Below are 18,410 nucleotides of genomic sequence, written 5' to 3'. Positions count from 1 at the left end.
TAGCGATCGCTATGACTGAACAGCGGTCACTTCCGCCGAGGCAGAAATGACCGCTGCTAATGGACGGTTTCGCCCGTTGTTCAGCCTAGGCAAGCGTTTCAGGACAGTAGCCCAGACCCATCACAAACTGACGGCGAAAGGCTTCGATCTCTTCGCGATCGGGCTTGCCGTGGGAGACGATCGCCACCTGGTAGCGTCGCATCACATCGATGGGGGATTGTCCGGTTTCCAGTCCCCAGAGGGCCATCCGCACTCGAATGCCGGGGTCATAGGCGATACCCAGCTCGTTCATGTAGGCGCGAAAATCCTCAGCATCCGGGACGCCGATATTGTCATCCATTTTGACCCGAATGACCCATCCATCGATCTGATGAATCACCGTCATAAACTCCAGGGGCAATCTCGGGGTGCCCAGCAGATGTTCGACCACACGGAGGGTCAAACTGGCATTGGCAAGATAGTAGGTGTATTCCATCGTGGACCTTCAGACAGGTGCTACAGTTCTTATTGTCTTGGACTGGCCCTGGAACGGTTAGGGTTAAGTCCCCCTAACCCACATGGGTGTTTCCCCCCAACCTGGCTCGGCCATGCGCGATCGCGAAATACTGGCGTCTGAGACGTCTGCAAAGCACCATCCCGACTCCCCTGAATATTCCCTGGCGGCGTATCAATATACCCTGCCGCCCGAAAAGATCGCCCAGACCCCCGTTACCCCCCGCGACGCCTCCCGGCTGCTGGTGGTAGACGGTCCCACCACCCACCGCCACCACCACTTTCGCGACTTACCCACCCTGCTGCAGCCGGGCGATCTGCTCGTGCTCAATGACACCCGAGTCATCCCGGCTCGACTGCTGGGGTACAAGCCGAGCGGGGCCCAGGTCGAAGTATTTTTGCTTGAAGACCAGGGGGAGAACCGGTGGCTGGCCCTGGTGCGCCCCGGTCGCCGCCTCAAGCCGGGGGCTACGGTCCATTTTGGCCCCAACCCCGACCAGCCCGACCTGATCGCCCAGGTGCTGGATACCGACCCTGACACCAGCGGTCGCCTGCTGAGGTTTGAGCCCCAGGGCGAAGAATCTCTCTTTGCGCTGTTTGAGCGCCTGGGGGAAGTCCCCCTACCGCCCTACATCACCGATACGGCGGCGGCGCCCGAGCAGTACCAGACCGTCTATGCCGAGGCCCCGGGGGCGGTGGCGGCGCCCACGGCGGGGCTGCACTTTACGCCGGAGCTGTTTGAGCGGCTGGAAGAGAGGGGAGTGGGGCGATCGCGCATTACCCTCCACGTGGGCGTCGGTACCTTTCGCCCGGTGGAGACTGAGAACATTCGCGACCACAAAATGCACGGCGAATGGATTGATGTCTCGACTGAAACCGTCGCGCAGATTCAGGCGACCAAAGCCCGAGGCGGGCGGGTGATTGCCGTGGGCACGACGGTGGTGCGGGCCCTGGAGGGCGCTGCCCAGGGGGGCGAACTACAGCCCTACCAGGGCAAGGTCAACCTGTTTATCTACCCCGGCTACTGCTACCGGGCGATCGACGGGCTGATTACCAACTTTCACCTGCCGGGCTCCAGCCTGCTGATGCTGGTCAGCGCCCTAATCGGCCGAGAGCGCCTGCTGGACCTCTACGAGACTGCCATTGAGCAGGACTATCGCTTCTATTCCTTTGGTGACGCGATGCTGATTTTGCCTGAGGCAGTGCAGGGTGAACCCGGCAAAGCGTAGGGTCTGGCAACTCGGTTTGGCGGGTAGATTGACCGGACTGGGGCTGGGGTTAAAACTGCGCTAGTTGTTTCGAGGCCAGGGCTGGAAACCAGATGTCTTTTGCTCGTCACAGTTTATCGACTGCCTCGGTGCCCCTGTCGTACGCGCAATGGGGTGACGGCGAACCCGTCATGCTGCTCCATGGCCTGGCTGACCATGGCCTGGTGTGGGAGAGCTTGGCGGCAACCCTCAGCGATTCCGGCACGGAACCCGTCGCCAAGCGCTATCGCTGCCTCGCCCCTGACCTGCGGGGTCACGGTGACAGCGGTAAGCCCAACGATGCCGATGCCTACAATGCACTCGCCTTGGTTGACGATCTAGAGGCTCTGGCGATCGCCTGCAGCACTGACTCAATGACGGTCATCGCCCATTCCTGGGCCGCCAAACTAGCCTTGCTGTGGGCCAAACAGCAGCCTCAGCGCATTCATCGGTTGATTCTGGTCGATCCATTTTTTGTGAATCAGCTGCCGGGGTGGTTTCGGCCCACGTTCCCCTTGCTCTATCGCACCCTGCCCTTTTTGAAGGTGATGGGACCGTTTGAGAGCTACGCAGCGGCAGAATCCGTAGCCCGCACCCTGAAGCAGTACCGGGGCTGGAGCCCGCTGCAAGCGGCAGCGTTTAAAGCCGGTATGGAGCAAAAAGCTGACGGCACCTGGGGCAGTAAGTTTGCGATCGCAGCCCGCAACGGGGTGTTCAACGACATTCTGCAACAGGCAGGGCTGACAACGGAGCTGACGGTACCGACCCTGCTACTGCTGCCCGAGGCCGGACTCAACCGCACGGCCTGGCAGCTCAAACCCTACCGCACCTACCTGCCCCATCTGCAAGTGCAGACCATACCCGGCAATCACTGGCCCCACCTGGTAGAACCAGAGGCGTTTAATCAAAGCGTGGCTGGCTACCTGGGACGATGATCGGGAAAGGGGGCATTAGGTATAGGGTGCAAGGCCTAAGGTGCAAGGTTTTGGCAGCGGACCCATCCCTGAACCCTACACCTTGAACCTGGAACCTGGAACCTTCATCCCAACCCATCACAAATCAATCGTGAATCGAGCCATCGGGCATGATCGCCCCGGTGAGGATAGTGCCGGTGAGCTTGACCATAGTGCGGCCCCCCACGGCCACCTTTGCGCCGCTGAGGTCGGCTCCGCTGAGGTCGGCTCCGCTGAAGTCTGCGCCGATCAGGTCAGCCTCGCGCAGGTTGGCGTGGCTGAGGTCGGCCTGGAGCAGATTGGCGCGAAACAGTTTGGCCTTGCTGAGGTTGGCCCGGTTGAGGTTAACCTTGTGCAGAAAGGCATCGCTGAGGTCGGCCCCGCTCAGGTTAGCCTCGCTCAGGTTGCGGCCGGCAAAGTCTTTTTCGCGCAGGTTGGCCCCGCTCATGTCGGTGCCGCTGAGGTCAGGGCTCTGGCGCGATCGGTGGGTGCTGGTCGCGCCGTTGCGGGTGTGGGCGTTGTAACTGTTGTAGGAGTCGTTGGGCTTGCTGCCGGATGTGCCCTTGGCAGTCGTGCTGCCCCCAGCCGCTGAACTGCCGTTGGCGCTGGCCTGGCTTTGGCCGCTGGAGCTGCCGTTGGCACTGGAGCCTTTATCGCCGCCTACGCCTGCCGCTGCATCGCGTCGCTGCCGATAGGTCTGGGATGCACCAGAACTGGAAGCAGCCGATCCACTGGTGCCTGTACCGCTGGTGCTGGCGCTGCCGTTACTCTGTCCCGTGCCGCCGTTAGTCTGTCCGCTGCCGTAGTAGCTGCCGCCGTAGGTGCTGCGCTGGTAGCGGTAGTAGCGATTGTGGGAGGCCGATCGCGGCTCGTCGTCGGGATCCTCACTGGCGCTTTGGGAGCGAGGGCTGCCGTAGCCTTTGCTGGTGTAGCCACTGCCGTAGGCCGAGCGATAGTCGCTGGTGCCGTAGCTGGCGGTAGAGGCCCGATAGCCGCTGCTGGCGGTACCGTAGCGGCTGGCCGAGCTGGTGCTACTGCGGCCACTGCGACTGTGCGATCGCAGCAAGTCCCGCGCCTGGTTGAGCGCCTTAATTTTGTCCTGGGCCTTTTGGTACAGTCGCTCGTTGTCCTGGGGAATGCGGTCGGGGTGCCAGACAAACACTAGATCCTTGTAGGCCTGGTTGATATCCTCCAGGGATGCACCAGGCTCTAGCTCCAGAATTCGATAGGCGTTGTCCAGCTCACGCATGTAGAGGCTATCTCGCGTAGGGTGCTGAGGCCGGTGCTCAACTCATAACATTTTAGGCGGCTTCCCCCCGTAGCGTAAGGCCTGGGCGGTTATCTACCGTTTTGCTTAACGCCGTTAGGGACAAATTACGGCCAAATCCCTTGATTCTTCAAGAGAATAGAGGGGATCAGCGCGGCTTAATATACATACATTAAGTTCAGTGGGCCTGCTCGCAATTCCTGCGGGCCGCTGGTTAGCAGAAAGGAGATGGCTATGCGCGTACTGGTTATGGGTGGCACCCGGTTTATTGGGGTCTATCTTACCAAGCTGTTGATTGAGCAGGGTCACGAGGTCGTGCTGTTTAACCGGGGCAACCGGCCTGCCCCGGTCGCTGGGGTGCCAACCATTGTGGGCGATCGCACCGATGCCGACAATCTCAAAACCCAGCTCGCAGGCGAACGCTTCGACGCCATCTTTGACAACAACGGGCGCGAGCTGAGCGATACCCAGCCCTTGATTGAAATCTTCGGCGGCCAGCTCCAGCACTTTGTCTACGTCAGCTCCGCCGGGGTGTACCTCAAGTCTGACCAGATGCCCCACATCGAAGGGGATGCGGTGGATCCCAAGAGCCGCCACAAGGGCAAGTTTGAAACCGAGGCCTACCTGCAAGAGCAAGGGGTGCCGTTTACCTCGGTGCGCCCGGTCTACATCTACGGCCCGCAGAACTACAACCCGCTGGAGCAGTGGTTCTTTGACCGGGTGGTGCGCGATCGCCCCGTGCCCATTCCCGGCAACGGCATGCACCTTACCCAGCTCGGCCACGTGCAGGATCTGGCGGCGGCGATGGCGGCGGTGCTGGGCAACGAAACCGCGATCGGCCAGATCTACAATATTTCCGGCGAAAAGGCGGTCACCTTCGACGGGCTGGCCCGGGCCTGCGCCACTGCGGCTGGGAGAGATCCCGATGCACTCAAAATTGTCCACTACGACCCCAAAGCCTTTGACTTTGGCAAGGCCAAGGCGTTTCCGATGCGGGTGCAGCACTTCTTCACGGCAACAGACAAAGCTCAGGCGGAACTGGGCTGGGCACCCACCTACGACCTGGTCACCGGGCTCAAGGATTCGTTCCAGAACGACTACCTGGCCTCTGGCCATGACAAGGCCGAGGTTGATTTCGCCTTGGACGACAAAATTCTGGCCGCCTAAACAGTCTTGGTGTAGCTTGGCGTAGGGTGGGTATAGCCCACCATCAACCCTGCGGTTAGCAGATAAATTCTTAGTAATCCGCGGCGTAAGTTGGCCAACCATTCCTGACACCTGGCACCCAGCACCCAACACCCACAGCAAGGGTTGTTATAGTTCTGCCCGCCAATAATAGGCCACAGCCAACCGACTACAGATCTATAGATCTATGGAACTGTGGCCAGGGTTAACGGTGGGCACTGCCCACCCTACGCCTGGGTGATAATGGAAGGGTAGCTCCTGCTGTGCTATGACCACCAGCAATGATCGCCTCGATCGCATTGAAGCGCTAGTCGAAAAAAGTGCCGCAGCCATTGATAAAAATGCCTTAGCAATCGACAAGCTGACGGATGATATTGGGCGATTTAACGATCGCCTGGATACCTATGAAAAGGGCATGCGCTGGGTGGTACAGCTCGCCTTTGCGCTCCTGATCTCGGCCACAGTGGCCCTGATTATCAATGCGGCGGCATTTTTGGTGAAGCTGCTGTTGCCGAGCTGAGCGAGGTTGTGGCGATCGCCCCCCACTGGCTCAGCTTGCGATGGGCAAAAGTCTCTCCACAGATAGAATCTCTAACCCCTGGTTAAGACAATTGAGAACGCTTCTGTTTACGATGGAACCTGGCTCCCATCGACTCGTTGGCTAAACCCCATGGCTGCACGCCCCGATATTCTCTTTCTTGTGCTCGACACTCAGCGTGCCGATCGCCTCTCCTGCTACGGCTACGACAAGCCGACCTCGCCAAATTTGGACGCGATCGCAGCCGATTCCACCCGCTTCGCCCAGGCGGTCTCAGCAGCCCAGTGGACGGTGCCCTCCCACGCTTCCATGTTCACCGGGCTCTACCCCTCCGAACACACTATGGTGCAGTCCTATTCTGTGCTGCCCAAGGATTTGCCGACCCTGGCCGAGCGCCTGGAGGCCAGCGGCTATTACACTGCCGGGTTCTGCAACAACCCCCTGGTCGGCGTCATCAACAACGGGTTGCGGCGCGGCTTCACCAGCTTTCTCAACTACAGCGGGCTCTTGACTTCTCGACCGAACCAGGCGGGCAGCCATCCTGGCCTGATCAGCCGCTACCGCCAGTGGTTCAAGGGCAAGATCGCAACGTTCCTCAACCGAGTGCAAGATGCGTTTGCGCGATCGGATGCGCTCTTGGCGCTCAGTTTTACGCCGCTGATGGTGCCCCTGTGGCAGACGGCGCTGAGCTTTAAGGGCAACACACAAAAGTCGCTAGAAGACACCGCCAACCTGCTGATCAAACGGACTGGGGTACAGGCTGAGCAGCCCGTCTTTGCCTTTGTGAACCTGATGGGCACCCACATGCCCTACCACCCGCCTCGCCGCTACATCGAGCAATTTGCCCCCCACGTGCTGGCCGATCGCAAGGCCCAGACCTTTCTGCAACGGTTCAACGGCGATGTCTATGGCTGGCTGGCCCCGCTGACGGGCGCGCTGGACGATCACCAAAAGCAAACCCTCGACGGCATGTACGACGCTGAGGTGGCCTACCAGGATGCGCTGCTGGGGCAGTTCTTCGATCGCCTGAAAGTCTCCGGTCAGCTCGACAACACCCTGGTGATCATTTGCGCCGACCACGGCGAGCACCTGGGCGAAAAGCAGTACATGGGCCACAGCCTCTCAATCTACAATGAACTGGTGCGGGTGCCGCTGATCATCCGCGACCCGCAAAATCGGCTAGAGCAGGGTTCAGTGGTGGATGCCGTCGTTTCCACCCGTCGCCTGTTTCACACGGTGCTGGCCGCCGCAGGCATCGCCAACGAGAGGGAGCTGGCCCTAGATCTGGCCCACAGCCAGGATGCGCCCCAGCGGGACTACGTCTTTGCCGAGGCCATTCCGCCGCAGAATGTGGTCAACCTGATGCAGAAGCGCCAGCCGGAGCTGGTGAAGGAAATGGGGTGCGATCGCGTCCGTCGCGCCGTCTGGATGGGCCAGCACAAGCTGATCGAAACCGAAGGCTCAGTCGCCGAACTCTACGACGTCCTCGAAGACCCCACCGAGGCCCTCGACCTCAGCGCCATCCTGCCCGAAAATGTGGAGGTGCTGCAAGACTGCCTGCAAGCCTTCGCCGATCGCTCAGACCAATCCCTGGCCCAGGCCGCCGCCACCCGCGCCACCGACTACGACGACCCCGAAGTTCGTCGCCGCCTGGAAGACCTGGGCTATTTGGAAGATTAATTTGTGATGAGCCCAGAGATAAGCTTTGAGGGTCGTATCGTTAATCGCCAACGGATTATCGCTAACGGATGCGGACTTTGTATGGCCATCGCCAGAACGGTTAGGACATGACCCATGCCCCTGAAGCGATGGCGTATAGCCATCGCGCCACCCCAGTTTTTACCTTTAGAAGAGGCCAATGTCCTAAGCGCAATGGCCATCGCTATATTTATGGGGGAATATGAGTTGTAGCCCTATTCAGCAGCTAAAGCGCATTCTCGAGGACATTCGCCATGGGTTTAAAGCAGAAGCCATCGAAGCTTAGCGAACTGTATGACCAAGATTATGTGCTCTGGCTAGAGATGACCTATCAACGGCTGGCAGAACAACGGTTTACAGAACTCGATTTGCCTAACCTATTGGAAGAACTGGGCGACATGGGGCGCAGTGAAAAGCGAGCTTTGATCAGCAATCTAATTGTGGTGCTGATGCATCTTTTGAAATACGCTTATCAGCCTCAAAAACGCTCCAATAGCTGGCGATTTACCCTCAAAGAACACCGTCGTCGGCTTCAGGAAGCACTTAAGAGCAGTCCCAGTCTCAGAGCATATTTGACGCAAAATTTTGCCGAATGCTACGCCGAGGCCAGGGATCTAGCGGCTACCGAAACGGGGCTAGATCTAGAGGTTTTTCCTGAGACCAGCCCGTTTACACCCGAAGAAACCCTAGACCGAGAGTTTTTGCCGCAATAGACCTCTCCTGTCATCCACCCGCATACCCCCATCCACTCCATGTATCCTCCCGTCTCCCCCATCATCTTTGAGCTTGGCCCGTTTGCCCTGCGCTGGTACGGGCTGCTGATGCTGGCGGCGATTCTCACAGCGGCGACGGTGGCCGGACGCTACGTGGCCCGTCAGGGCGAAGACCCCGACAACCTCTGGGACATGCTGTTCTGGATATTGATTCCGGGGTTCATTGGGGCGCGGCTGTACTACGTGTTTATTCAGTCGCCGCGTGGGCCAGAAGGGCTGGGCTATTACCTCGAAAATCCGGGCCAGATTTTGCAGATCTGGGGCGGCGGCATTCACATTTTTGGTGGCTTTATCTTTGGGGCGATCGCCCTCTTCCTCTTTGCTCGCCTTCGCAAGCTCAACCCGCTGCCCTACCTCGACGGCATTGCTCTGGGGCTACCCCTGGCTCAGGCCATTGGCCGCTGGGGCAACTTCATCAACCAGGAACTCTACGGCCCGCCCACGACCCTGCCCTGGGGCCTGCGCATCGATGCCCAGCACCGCATCGCCCCCTACAACGACCTGGCCCAGTACCCTGACTCCACCCGGTTCCACCCGCTGTTTCTCTACGAGTCGCTGTGGAATTTTCTGGGCTTTGCGGTACTGTTCTGGGTGTCGCGCCGGTTTGAGCGACAGCTTAAACCGGGGGATTTGGCGCTGGGCTATTTGATCTGGTATCCACTGGGGCGATTCTTCATTGAGTTTCTGCGCACGGACTCGTGGTTTTTCCCCGGTACGCCGTTTAATGCGGTGCATATTTTGTCGGCGGGGGCGATCGCGATCGCCGCTTTCACCCTCTACCGCCGCCACCGCCGCGCCGTCACCTAAAGCTGCGCTTCCAGCTCCTCCAGGGCGTGGGATGTCCCCACCTGCCACGATCGCATCCCTACGTATCGGCTTAAGGTTGGCGTTTCATCACTCCGGTTTCCCAGACCGTTCTCGGATCGCTACAATGGGAAAATTGAGTATTTGTCGAGTTCAAAGGGTTTAAGTTCCCAGGGTCGCGAGTACTTGTGAACCCTGATCTCTACCCTTTCGCAAAAGAATTAGCCATGCCACTGCCTGTTGTTGCGGTTATCGGACGCCCCAATGTGGGCAAATCTACCCTGGTGAACCGACTGGCCGGGGCAAAGGATGCCATCGTCTACGACGAGCCGGGGGTAACGCGCGATCGCACCTACCAGCCCGCCTTCTGGCGCGATCGCGACTACCTGGTGGTCGATACCGGCGGCCTGGTATTTGACGACGACACCGAATTTTTGCCCTATATCCGCGAGCAGGCCCAGCTTGCCCTGGCGGAGGCCAGCGCGGCGGTGTTTGTAGTGGATGGTCAGGTTGGCCCCACCGAGTCTGACCGGGAGATTGCCACCTGGCTCAGGCAGCAGTCCGTCCCCGTGCTGCTGGCAGTGAACAAGTGTGAATCCCTCGATCACGGCCTGGTGCAGGCGGCTCAGTTTTGGGAGTTGGGCCTGGGCGAACCCTACGCCGTCTCGGGCATCCACGGCACTGGCACTGGCGATCTGCTCGATGCCCTGGTGGAGTTTCTGCCTGAAACTGTCGAGGAGGCCGAAGCCGAAGAGATCAAGGTCGCCATTGTCGGGCGGCCCAACGTGGGCAAGTCGAGCCTGCTGAATGCCTTTGTGGGCGAGGCCCGCGCCATTGTCAGCCCGATCTCGGGCACGACCCGCGATGCGATCGACATGCAGGTGCAGCACGGCGAGAAGATCTACCGCCTGATCGACACCGCCGGCATTCGCAAGAAAAAGAGCGTCGAGTACGGCCCCGAATTTTTTGGCATCAACCGCGCCTTTAAGGCCATTCGCCGCGCCGACGTGGTGCTGCTGGTGATCGACGCCCTTGACGGCGTCACCGAGCAGGACCAGAAGCTGGCGGGCCGCATCGAAGAGGACGGTCGCGCCTGCGTGATTGTGGTCAACAAGTGGGATGCCGTCGAAAAAGACAGCCACACCATCTACGACTTCGACCACCAGATTGCCGCCCGACTAAACTTTTTGGACTGGGCTAAGCGCATTTTCGTTAGCGCTAAGACAGGTCAGCGGGTGCCCAAAATTCTGGAATTGGTCGATCAGGCGGTGGAGCAGCACCGCCGCCGAGTCAGCACCTCGGTGGTCAACGAAGTGCTGGAAGATGCGGTAAAGTGGCACACGCCCCCCACCACCCGCCAGGGTCGCCAGGGCCGCATCTACTACGGCACCCAGGTCACCGTGCGCCCGCCTTCGTTCACGCTGTTTGTCAATGATCCCCACCTGCTGAAAGACAACTACCGTCGTTACGTAGAGCGCCAGTTCCGCGAAAACCTGGGGTTTGAGGGCACACCAATTCGCATTTTCTGGCGGGGCAAGGCCATGCGCGACCTGGAGCGCAACAACCCCAACCGGGCGACGAAAGTGTAAGGTGATCTTCGACCAATCTATTGATGCAACGGTGGGCGGTGCCCACCCTACGGCCAACTGTCCCAAGTCGATATAGATGGATCTTCTTCGCTCTCTACCCATTGGCCTTTACCTGGAGCAGCCGACCACATGGCTGCACCGGCTCGACCCTAGGGTCAAAATGGCCTGGCTGATGAGCATTTTGGTGTCGCCGATTCTGGCCAATGCCTACTGGCGGTTTGGGCTGGTGGCGCTGCTGGTGCTCCTTACCCTGGTGGGGCGAATTCCGTTTCGGGTGTGGCGGCAGCAGATGGGCTGGCTGGTGGTGCTCAGCGGCATCGTCATGCTGCTTACCTTTGTCATGCCCGATGGGCTTCAGGTCTCACAGACGCCCAGGTTACCGACTCCAGCGGCTATGGAAACCCTGGAGGATCCACCGGAGGTGCTACCGGAACTGCCCCAGCCGACGGGGTACCGCTACGTAGTGGTGGATTGGGGCCCGATTACAGTGACGCGGCGATCGCTCGATCTGGGCATTCGCGTCGGCACGCTGCTGTTTACCCTGATCTACGGCACCAACCTCTACCTGCTCACCACCGCGCCTGAGGAAATTACCGTGGCTCTGGAGGCGCTGATGGCGCCGCTGCGGTGGTTCAAGCTGCCCGTCACCGAAATTGCCCTGACGGTGACCCTCTCGCTCAGGTTTATCCCGCTGGTGCTGGAGGAAGTGCAGAATTTGGTGCGATCGGTGCAGACCCGCGCCATCAACTGGAAGAAGCTGGGCTTCCGCGGCTCGGCCCAGGTGTGGCTGGCGGTGATGGAGCGGCTGCTGGAAAATCTGCTGCTGCGGGCCGAACAGATAGCGGCGGCGATGGAGGTGCGCGGCTTTACCAGCCCCAACGAACACCGGGTGCGCTGGTACCAGCTGGTGCTCCGGTCATGGGACTGGTTTGCCCTGGGGCTGCTGGTGGTGTTCTGGTGGGCACGCTGGGTCTGGGGAGGGGAAATTTGAGCTGGTGGGTGCGATCGCAGCCCCTGGAGCAGCGTACCGGTAGCGATGTCTTTCAATCCCTCTACGGCGAGTTGCTGCGACAGCCGTCGACCACCGCCACGCTGGTCGCCCTACTGGAAAGTCCCTACCCGCTTCCGGCCCTAGCCCAGCCCCACGGTATCCACAGCCGGTTTTCCATTGCGGCCGGCCCCCCTCGGCAGCGAGATGGGCGGTTCCAGAGCTGGACTCCGGCGGTGGGCGACATTCTGCCAACCCTAAGCGAACGGCTGGCGACGGGCGAGCGGTTAGGCCTGGTCGGCGATGAGGCAGAGGCGGCTGAGCGCACCTTGCCTTTTATTGGCGGCTGGCTGGGCTGGTTGGGCTATGACCTGGCCTGGGAAATTGAGCGCCTGCCCACCCTCAAGGCCGACCCTCTGCCCTTTCCGATCGCGCTGTGGTACGAGCCTGCCACCTTTGCCGTGCTTGACCACCAGGCCCAGCGGCTGTGGCTGTTTGGCCCCGACTCAGCAGCTCTCGACGGGATGGAGAAGCAGCTGGCACAGCCCGAAGACAAGGCAGCCTTTGTCCCCGTCCCCGAGGGCGATCGCCGGGCCGTCACCCTGGGCATGACAGCGGCGGAATACCAGCAGGCGGTGCTGCAGGCCAAGCAGCACATCCAGGCCGGGGATGTGTTCCAGGTCAACCTGTCGCTGCGGTTTGCCACCGAGACCACCAACCACAGCTGGTCCCTGTACCGCAGGCTCCAGCGCATCAACCCGTCCCCCTTTGCCTGCTACTGGCGCACCCCCTGGGGCGATGTGATCAGCTGCTCCCCCGAGCGGCTGGTGAAGCTGCACAACGGCACCGCCCAGACCCGCCCCATCGCCGGCACCCGCCCCCGGGGATCCACCCCTGCCCAGGATGCCGAACTGGCCCAAACTCTACTGAGCAACCCCAAAGAGCGGGCCGAGCACATCATGCTGGTCGATCTGGAGCGCAACGACCTGGGTCGGGTCTGCCGGTGGGGCAGCGTGCGGGTGGACGAACTGCTGACGGTGGAATACTACAGTCATGTCATGCACCTGGTCAGTAATGTGGTGGGCGAGTTGCCGATCGCCCCTGGAGCTGGCAGTCCTGGGCATCCCCGACCCAATCGCACCGCTATCGACCTGATCCGCGCCGTCTTTCCCGGCGGCACCATCACCGGCTGCCCCAAGGTGCGCTGCATGGAAATCATCGAAGCCCTAGAGCCAGTGCGGCGCAGCCTGTTCTACGGCTCCTGCGGCTATTTAGATCGGCGTGGCCATCTCGATCTCAATATTTTGATTCGCACCCTGCTGCTGGGGCATAGTGAGGGCCACCCGTCGGCCGCTACCGTATGGGGGCAGGTGGGGGCAGGCATCGTTGCCGATAGCGATCCGGCTAAGGAGTGGCAGGAATCTCTGCAAAAGGCCAGAGCCCAACTACTGGCCCTGGGTTTGGAATAAATCAGCAAAAAGAGGGAAATCCTGGGCGATCGGATTGAAGAATGGATGCATACAGCACACCAGGTTCTAGAATGCATGTGGCGAATTGACCCAACGCAGCCATCGTCCTGACCAAAGGAAGAGTCTCTCCCAAACTTGAATGAGCACAGAAACCTATCTCAATCACCCAAATTTTGGCTTGCTCTTCAGAGTGTGCATGGTAGACGATGGGCAGGAGCTGTATGCCACGCTCTACGCTCAGCGCTTGTTTTTTGTGGTGACTCACTCCCCCACCGAAGGGCTGGTGTTTCAGCCCCTGGGCCGCAGTAACGCCCGCCTCCTGCTAGAAAGCCGTCTGCGTATTTTGCGGCGGGCGGGTCAGCAGGCCGACTACGATCGCCTCCAGCACACCTATAAGCAAACCTTTCAATGACCGCTGCCCCCAGCGCCCTGTCCCCCAACTTTGACGCCATTTACCAGAGCATTCCCCCCGCCGTAACGCTGATTGCGGTGACGAAGTTTTTGCCCGTAGAAGCGATTCGAGCCGCCTACGACAAAGGGGTCCGGCATTTTGGCGAAAGCCGAGTGCAGGAGGCGATCGCCAAGCAGGCCCAGCTGAGCGACCTGAGCGACCTGACCTGGCATCTGATCGGCCACCTGCAAACCAACAAAGCCCGTAAAGCAGTCGAACACTTCGACTGGATCCATTCGGTCGATAGCCTGAAGCTGGCCCAGCGGCTGGACCAGGCCGCCCAGGAGTTGGGCCAAAAGCCCCGCTGCTGCCTTCAGATCAAGCTAGTGCCCGACCCGCCCAAGTACGGCTTTGAAGCCACCGAGCTCGACTCTCTGCTGCCGCAGTTGGACCAGTTAACTCACCTCGACCTCTGCGGGATTATGACAATTCCGCCCCAGGGAGCCAGTCCCGATACCGTGCGGGAGGTGTTTATGGGTGCAAAAACCCTTGCCGACACCATTAATCAGCAAGGCTTTACCCGACTCCAGATTGCGCAGCTCTCGATGGGGATGTCGGGAGATTATCGGGAGGCGATCGCCTATGGGGCCACGATGGTGCGATTGGGTACAGTACTGTTTGGCTCCCGTCCGCTATCGCCCCCAGCCGCGACACCCTACGACTAAGCGATCTTCAGGCCCGATTTCTAACCCAAACTGGGGCGAGGGAAAGCGCGTGGGCCGGGGGTTAAGGCGATCGCCAACCGCCCTCGAACTCCAATTATTCTCTCAACCAGAATTTACGTTTAGCAGCAAAATCAAACCGCGCCCAGAACAATTTTTAACTAATTGTGAATTGGTTATTCTTTTTTTTGATTTCGTGTATACTGTGGTCTCAATATTCCGTTTACAGGATATTAATACGAAAGCCTAAACCTGCGTTAGCTCAGCGAGAAGCGTTTCACTGCGGTGTCGGTTATCCCTGGGTTTTCAGGTCAGGTTTAGGAGGTTAGATCCTCGCTCAGGGGTCCAACCATCCCCCCAGACCCCAGGTAGCCCCACTAATTTTCATAACTGCCGTTGCAAATGGAAATTTGGCGCTATCATGTCCCTCGGATAACCGGAGCAGAACGGCCCTACCGGTCTTTGACCAAGGGGTCACCCACCAAAGTGATAGTCATCGTGGAGTGTAAGTTGTGAGCAACATGTTTTCTAAACTGCGGGACTTCGTTGGCCTCAACGACCCAGCAGACTACGACTACGAGTACGAAGAAATGGATGGTGAGGAATATCAAAACCTCTACCAGGAAGAGAACACCCAGCCCATTGTGCAGCCCCAGCCGGAAGAAGTTCGGCGGAGCCGCCCCCGTCGCGAACGAATGATGCCCACTGATGCAGGAATGACCCCGATGGCCAGCAACGTAATTGGTATGCCTGGTGCTATGAACGGCACCTCCGAAGTGGTGGTAATGGAGCCTCGCTCCTTTGAGGAGATGCCCCAAGCCATCCAGGCCCTGCGCGAGCGCAAGTCGGTCGTCCTCAACCTGACCATCATGGATCCTGACCAGGCCCAGCGCGCCGTTGACTTTGTAGCGGGCGGCACCTACGCCATTGATGGCCATCAGGAGCGCATTGGCGAGAGCATTTTCCTCTTCACCCCCAACTGCGTCCAAGTCAGCACCCCCACCGAGTACGAAGAAGAGGTCTTCATGGGCCAGCCCCAGGGCATGCCCATGCCCGGTCAAATGCCCCCGGCGCCCACCTGGGGTGCAGAGCCCATGGCCCGTATGGCCTAGCGCGCTCTAGACCACTCACAACTCTGACTATCACTGCCCCCGGACTGGTTCTGGGGGCTACCTTGGGGTATGGTCATTCCTGACGGCACAAGTAAGGAAGTCGCAGGTGAGCGTATGCCCTTGGCAACATTTGGGGTTATCGGCGGCGGGATGATGGGAGAAGCTCTCATCACCCGCCTTCTTGATCAGAAAATTTTTACGCCTGGGTCAGTGATGGTGAGCGATCCCCAGGCGGCTCGGCGAGAGCTGCTGCACCAGAGCTACGGCGTGCAGACTACCGCTGACAACCAGTTAGTGATCGATTCGGCTGAGATAGTCTTGTTGGCGATTAAGCCGCAGATGCTGGCATCGGTAGCGGACCCTCTCAAGCCCCCAACCCGTGATTCCCCGCCGTTACTGCTGTCCATTTTGGCAGGGACGACCCTGGCCCGGTTGCAGGCGGCTTTTCCAGGCTGGGCGGTGGTGCGGGCGATGCCGAACACCCCTGCCACAGTGGGAGCGGGGGTAACGGCGCTAGCGACAGGGGAAGGGGTCAGCATAGAGCAGTTGTCCCAGGCCCGCACTATTTTCGCCAGCGTGGGCACTGTAGTCGAGGTGCCCGAGTATCAAATGGATGCGGTGACGGCGCTGTCGGGGTCGGGACCGGGGTACCTGGCCCTGGTGGTAGAGGCCCTGGCCGATGGTGGCGTGGCAGTGGGATTGCCGCGAGCCGTGGCGCTGGAACTGGCGATCGCCACCGTGCGCGGCACCGGCGAACTGCTGCACCAGAGCAACCTGCACCCCGCCGTGCTGAAGGACCGGGTGACCAGCCCCGGCGGCACCACCATTGCGGGCATTGGGGCGCTGGAAGCAGGCGGGCTGCGATCGGCCCTGATTGCAGCGGTGAAGGCGGCGTATCTGCGGTCTAAGGAACTCGGTCAGTCCTAATATCTGCTAGCGGTGTGGATGACAAGCTCTCCTCTATCTTGGAGCTGTTGGTATCTCTACTTGGTCTGCTCTAAACAGAGCGGTGACTTTGAGATCTCTCAAGAGTTGCTATCTGCCTTACCTAGACAAGGTACCAATGTAAGGTGCCGTGCCGATTAGTTTGTCAAGCTGTTTCTCTAGCAATACCAAAGCTTTCGGAGCGCTAGAGGAACCAAGATCGTGATCTACGGTTTTGAATAAACCATCAGCATATTCCACTGTGATTTTGCATGATGGCTGGCAGGTCATATCAGGCTCATAGAGATCAGCAAGAGAGCGAAAGTTGGCTTGGTGGAGTGCCTTCTCAATATCGGTAACTCTAGTTGTTGGCACAAGCCATGAGGCTGGCCCTGTAGTTTTGACGAAAAGTTCTCCTAGCCAGGTTACTGTGCCATTGGCTAGGAGCGTGACCTTGTATACGGGACATTCGCCAAAACACATACCTCGCTCTAGAATCACTTGGGCAATACTGGGCACATCTTGTTCCATAGAACCTAGCGAATTCAATAACCCATCAACTATGGCCTATACCACTGGATTATGGGGTAAATAGAGCTAGCTTTCGGTACTATCTGCTTCAAGGAATGTGTTACCACTGCGCTGCTTAAGACCCGATCGCCACTTCATTGACGGTTTGTGGCACGCGGGGATGACTACCACCAGTTCTCATAGCAACCTGCTCGGCCAAGTACTCCGCGTCGCGGGCGATGCCCGAGAAGCGGGCAGAACCCCAGGTGTAGAGCCAGGGCAGACCCAGGAAATAGAGCCCCGACACCGCAGTAACGCCTCGGCGATGGCCAGGATAGCCCTGACCATCAAACACAGGTAGCTCGATCCAGCGAAAGTCGAGCCCGTAGCCGATGCACCAGATCACCGAGGTGATGTTGGCCTCGCGGTAGTCGATGCCAGTTTCAACGGACTCCGGCTCCCACACGGGCCGATACGGAGGATCCAGAGGTGCGTCAATGCCGTTCTTCTCAATGTAGGCGTCGATGGTGCGCTTGATGCTCTCGGCCACGGCGTCGGCAGCGTCCAGGTTGGCCTTCAGGTCGTCGCCAAAGTGGAGCTGGGTGCCCTGGATCTCCTTCAGCCGCCCGTGGAGGGCCATGCCCTGGAGGGCGAAGTGGCGCAGGTCGATTTCGTGACCACCGTCGCGCCCGGTGACGTAGTGGTTGGTTTTGTGGCGCACGGTGTCTTTTTGGGGGTGGTTGTCGATCGCCAGGTCGTAGTAGCCCATCTGGTCGAGCCATTCCACCACGTCTTTGCCCCGGTAGCGGCGGGGCGATCGCGGCGCACCCCCCACGCACAGATGTACCTGCCGCCCGGCCAGGTGCAGGTCTTCGGCAATCTGGCAGCCCGACTGCCCCGTGCCCACCACTAGCACCGCCCCAGGGGGGAGCGCGGCGGGATTGCGGTATTCAGCGGAGTGAAGCTGCACTACATCGGGGGCCAGGCGCTCGGCCAGGCGGGGAATTTTGGGGGTGTGATAACCGCCAGTGGCCACCACCACCTGGTCGGCGGTGAAGGTGCCCTGGGTGGTGTTCACCTCAAAGGCAGTACTCTCTCCCCGCTGCACCCGCTCCACCGTCACCCCGGTCTTGATCGGCGGGTTGAAGTGGCTGGCGTACTGCTCGATGTACTCGACGATCGCATCGCGACCCATGAACCCCTCCGGATCGTCGCCGGGGTAGGGGAAACCGGGCAGCTGGCACTGCCAGTTGGGGGTGACCAGGCAGAACGAGTCCCACCGCTTATTGCGCCAGGAGTGGGCGATCTGGTGCTGCTCCAGCACCAGGTGGTCGATGCCCCGGCGGCTCAGGCAGTAGCTGATCGACAGCCCCGCCTGGCCGCCGCCAATGATGATTACGCCGTGGTGCAGGGACATAGAAATTGAGGATTTGAGATTTGGGAGGAATGGGCGAACTGGCTCAGTCTGCTCTGTACGCTAGGGTGTCCTGACCATTGGGCTTGTAACGTCGGCTACCGAAGGGCCGGGTCTGGTGGTAGTGGCAGGGGAAAGGGGGGCGATCGCGGCCCGCCATCTCCAATCACCACAAAATTGAGCCTCACCCCTATCACTTTCAACAGGGGTCAGCCGAATTTGAGGAGGAACACCGGAGGTTTGGCCGAGTTTACCTGTTGATTGCGGTAGACCCATGGGCTTTGTAATGGCTGATACGGGCGGTGGGGGCGATCGCCCCTAAGGTTCTGTTACA

18 protein-coding genes are annotated in these 18,410 nt (G+C 59.8%); 14 read left to right on the top strand and 4 right to left on the bottom strand.

Going from position 1 to position 18,410, the window contains the following annotated elements; translation table 11 throughout:
• Window positions 1-85: 85 nt before the first annotated feature.
• On the bottom strand, window positions 86-475 hold the full coding sequence (locus NF78_RS14510) for a hypothetical protein (RefSeq protein WP_017299034.1): 390 nt from the start codon (window positions 473-475) through the stop codon (window positions 86-88).
• A gap of 82 nt (window positions 476-557) precedes the next feature.
• On the opposite strand from NF78_RS14510, the gene queA reads away from it, so the two are divergent.
• A complete protein-coding gene (queA, locus tag NF78_RS14505) occupies window positions 558-1,721 on the top strand; it encodes a tRNA preQ1(34) S-adenosylmethionine ribosyltransferase-isomerase QueA (RefSeq protein WP_318655473.1) in 1,164 nt (387 codons plus the stop codon).
• Between the two features lie 92 nt (window positions 1,722-1,813).
• Window positions 1,814-2,674 (top strand): alpha/beta fold hydrolase, encoded by an 861-nt coding sequence (locus NF78_RS14500; protein WP_035987440.1) that lies wholly within the window; start codon window positions 1,814-1,816, stop codon window positions 2,672-2,674.
• 124 nt (window positions 2,675-2,798) lie between these two features.
• Here NF78_RS14500 and NF78_RS29485 read toward each other — a convergent pair whose 3' ends face one another.
• Window positions 2,799-3,941, bottom strand: coding sequence for a pentapeptide repeat-containing protein (locus NF78_RS29485; RefSeq protein ID WP_035987438.1), 1,143 nt, complete (start codon window positions 3,939-3,941; stop codon window positions 2,799-2,801).
• A 252-nt stretch (window positions 3,942-4,193) separates the two neighbouring features.
• On the opposite strand from NF78_RS29485, the gene NF78_RS14490 reads away from it, so the two are divergent.
• The 12 genes from NF78_RS14490 (at window position 4,194) to proC (ending at window position 16,155) form a co-directional block, all read left to right on the top strand.
• The gene (locus tag NF78_RS14490; RefSeq protein ID WP_035989819.1) at window positions 4,194-5,126 is read left to right on the top strand and encodes an NAD-dependent epimerase/dehydratase family protein; all 933 of its coding nucleotides are present in this window, start codon (window positions 4,194-4,196) and stop codon (window positions 5,124-5,126) included.
• 286 nt (window positions 5,127-5,412) lie between these two features.
• Window positions 5,413-5,664: a hypothetical protein gene (locus NF78_RS14485; protein WP_052050450.1), complete on the top strand. Its 252-nt coding sequence runs from the start codon at window positions 5,413-5,415 to the stop codon at window positions 5,662-5,664.
• Window positions 5,665-5,814: 150 nt separating this feature from the next.
• Window positions 5,815-7,362, top strand: a complete 1,548-nt coding sequence (locus tag NF78_RS14480; RefSeq protein WP_035987436.1) for a sulfatase — start codon at window positions 5,815-5,817, stop codon at window positions 7,360-7,362.
• Window positions 7,363-7,634: 272 nt separating this feature from the next.
• Window positions 7,635-8,093 (top strand): DUF29 domain-containing protein, encoded by a 459-nt coding sequence (locus NF78_RS14475; RefSeq protein WP_035987433.1) that lies wholly within the window; start codon window positions 7,635-7,637, stop codon window positions 8,091-8,093.
• A gap of 39 nt (window positions 8,094-8,132) precedes the next feature.
• Window positions 8,133-8,960 (top strand): prolipoprotein diacylglyceryl transferase, encoded by an 828-nt coding sequence (gene lgt / locus NF78_RS14470; RefSeq protein WP_035987431.1) that lies wholly within the window; start codon window positions 8,133-8,135, stop codon window positions 8,958-8,960.
• Between the two features lie 224 nt (window positions 8,961-9,184).
• Window positions 9,185-10,546: a ribosome biogenesis GTPase Der gene (gene der, locus NF78_RS14465; protein ID WP_035987429.1), complete on the top strand. Its 1,362-nt coding sequence runs from the start codon at window positions 9,185-9,187 to the stop codon at window positions 10,544-10,546.
• Between the two features lie 76 nt (window positions 10,547-10,622).
• A complete protein-coding gene (locus tag NF78_RS14460; RefSeq protein ID WP_035987427.1) occupies window positions 10,623-11,537 on the top strand; it encodes an energy-coupling factor transporter transmembrane component T family protein in 915 nt (304 codons plus the stop codon).
• Window positions 11,465-13,003 (top strand): anthranilate synthase component I, encoded by a 1,539-nt coding sequence (locus tag NF78_RS14455; RefSeq protein ID WP_081972629.1) that lies wholly within the window; start codon window positions 11,465-11,467, stop codon window positions 13,001-13,003. Before NF78_RS14460 ends, NF78_RS14455 begins: the two co-directional genes overlap by 73 nt.
• 196 nt (window positions 13,004-13,199) lie before the next feature.
• Window positions 13,200-13,415: a PII-interacting protein PipX family protein gene (locus NF78_RS14450; RefSeq protein WP_412768525.1), complete on the top strand. Its 216-nt coding sequence runs from the start codon at window positions 13,200-13,202 to the stop codon at window positions 13,413-13,415.
• Window positions 13,412-14,119: a YggS family pyridoxal phosphate-dependent enzyme gene (locus NF78_RS14445; RefSeq protein WP_052050447.1), complete on the top strand. Its 708-nt coding sequence runs from the start codon at window positions 13,412-13,414 to the stop codon at window positions 14,117-14,119. The genes NF78_RS14450 and NF78_RS14445 overlap by 4 nt, the downstream gene beginning before the upstream one ends.
• 518 nt (window positions 14,120-14,637) lie before the next feature.
• Window positions 14,638-15,228, top strand: a complete 591-nt coding sequence (locus NF78_RS14440) for a cell division protein SepF (protein ID WP_197064902.1) — start codon at window positions 14,638-14,640, stop codon at window positions 15,226-15,228.
• Between the two features lie 114 nt (window positions 15,229-15,342).
• The gene (gene proC / locus NF78_RS14435; RefSeq protein WP_035987421.1) at window positions 15,343-16,155 is read left to right on the top strand and encodes a pyrroline-5-carboxylate reductase; all 813 of its coding nucleotides are present in this window, start codon (window positions 15,343-15,345) and stop codon (window positions 16,153-16,155) included.
• A 117-nt stretch (window positions 16,156-16,272) separates the two neighbouring features.
• Here proC and NF78_RS31175 read toward each other — a convergent pair whose 3' ends face one another.
• Window positions 16,273-16,683: a DUF6438 domain-containing protein gene (locus NF78_RS31175; protein WP_156119767.1), complete on the bottom strand. Its 411-nt coding sequence runs from the start codon at window positions 16,681-16,683 to the stop codon at window positions 16,273-16,275.
• A 115-nt stretch (window positions 16,684-16,798) separates the two neighbouring features.
• Window positions 16,799-18,079 (bottom strand): MSMEG_0569 family flavin-dependent oxidoreductase, encoded by a 1,281-nt coding sequence (locus tag NF78_RS14430; protein WP_035987420.1) that lies wholly within the window; start codon window positions 18,077-18,079, stop codon window positions 16,799-16,801.
• Window positions 18,080-18,410: the final 331 nt, after the last annotated feature.

This window comes from Leptolyngbya sp. KIOST-1, assembly GCF_000763385.1.
Lineage (GTDB): Bacteria > Cyanobacteriota > Cyanobacteriia > Phormidesmidales > Phormidesmidaceae > Nodosilinea.
The sequence above is the reverse complement of the archived record's forward strand: the minus strand, read 5'-3'. Positions and strand labels throughout refer to the sequence as shown.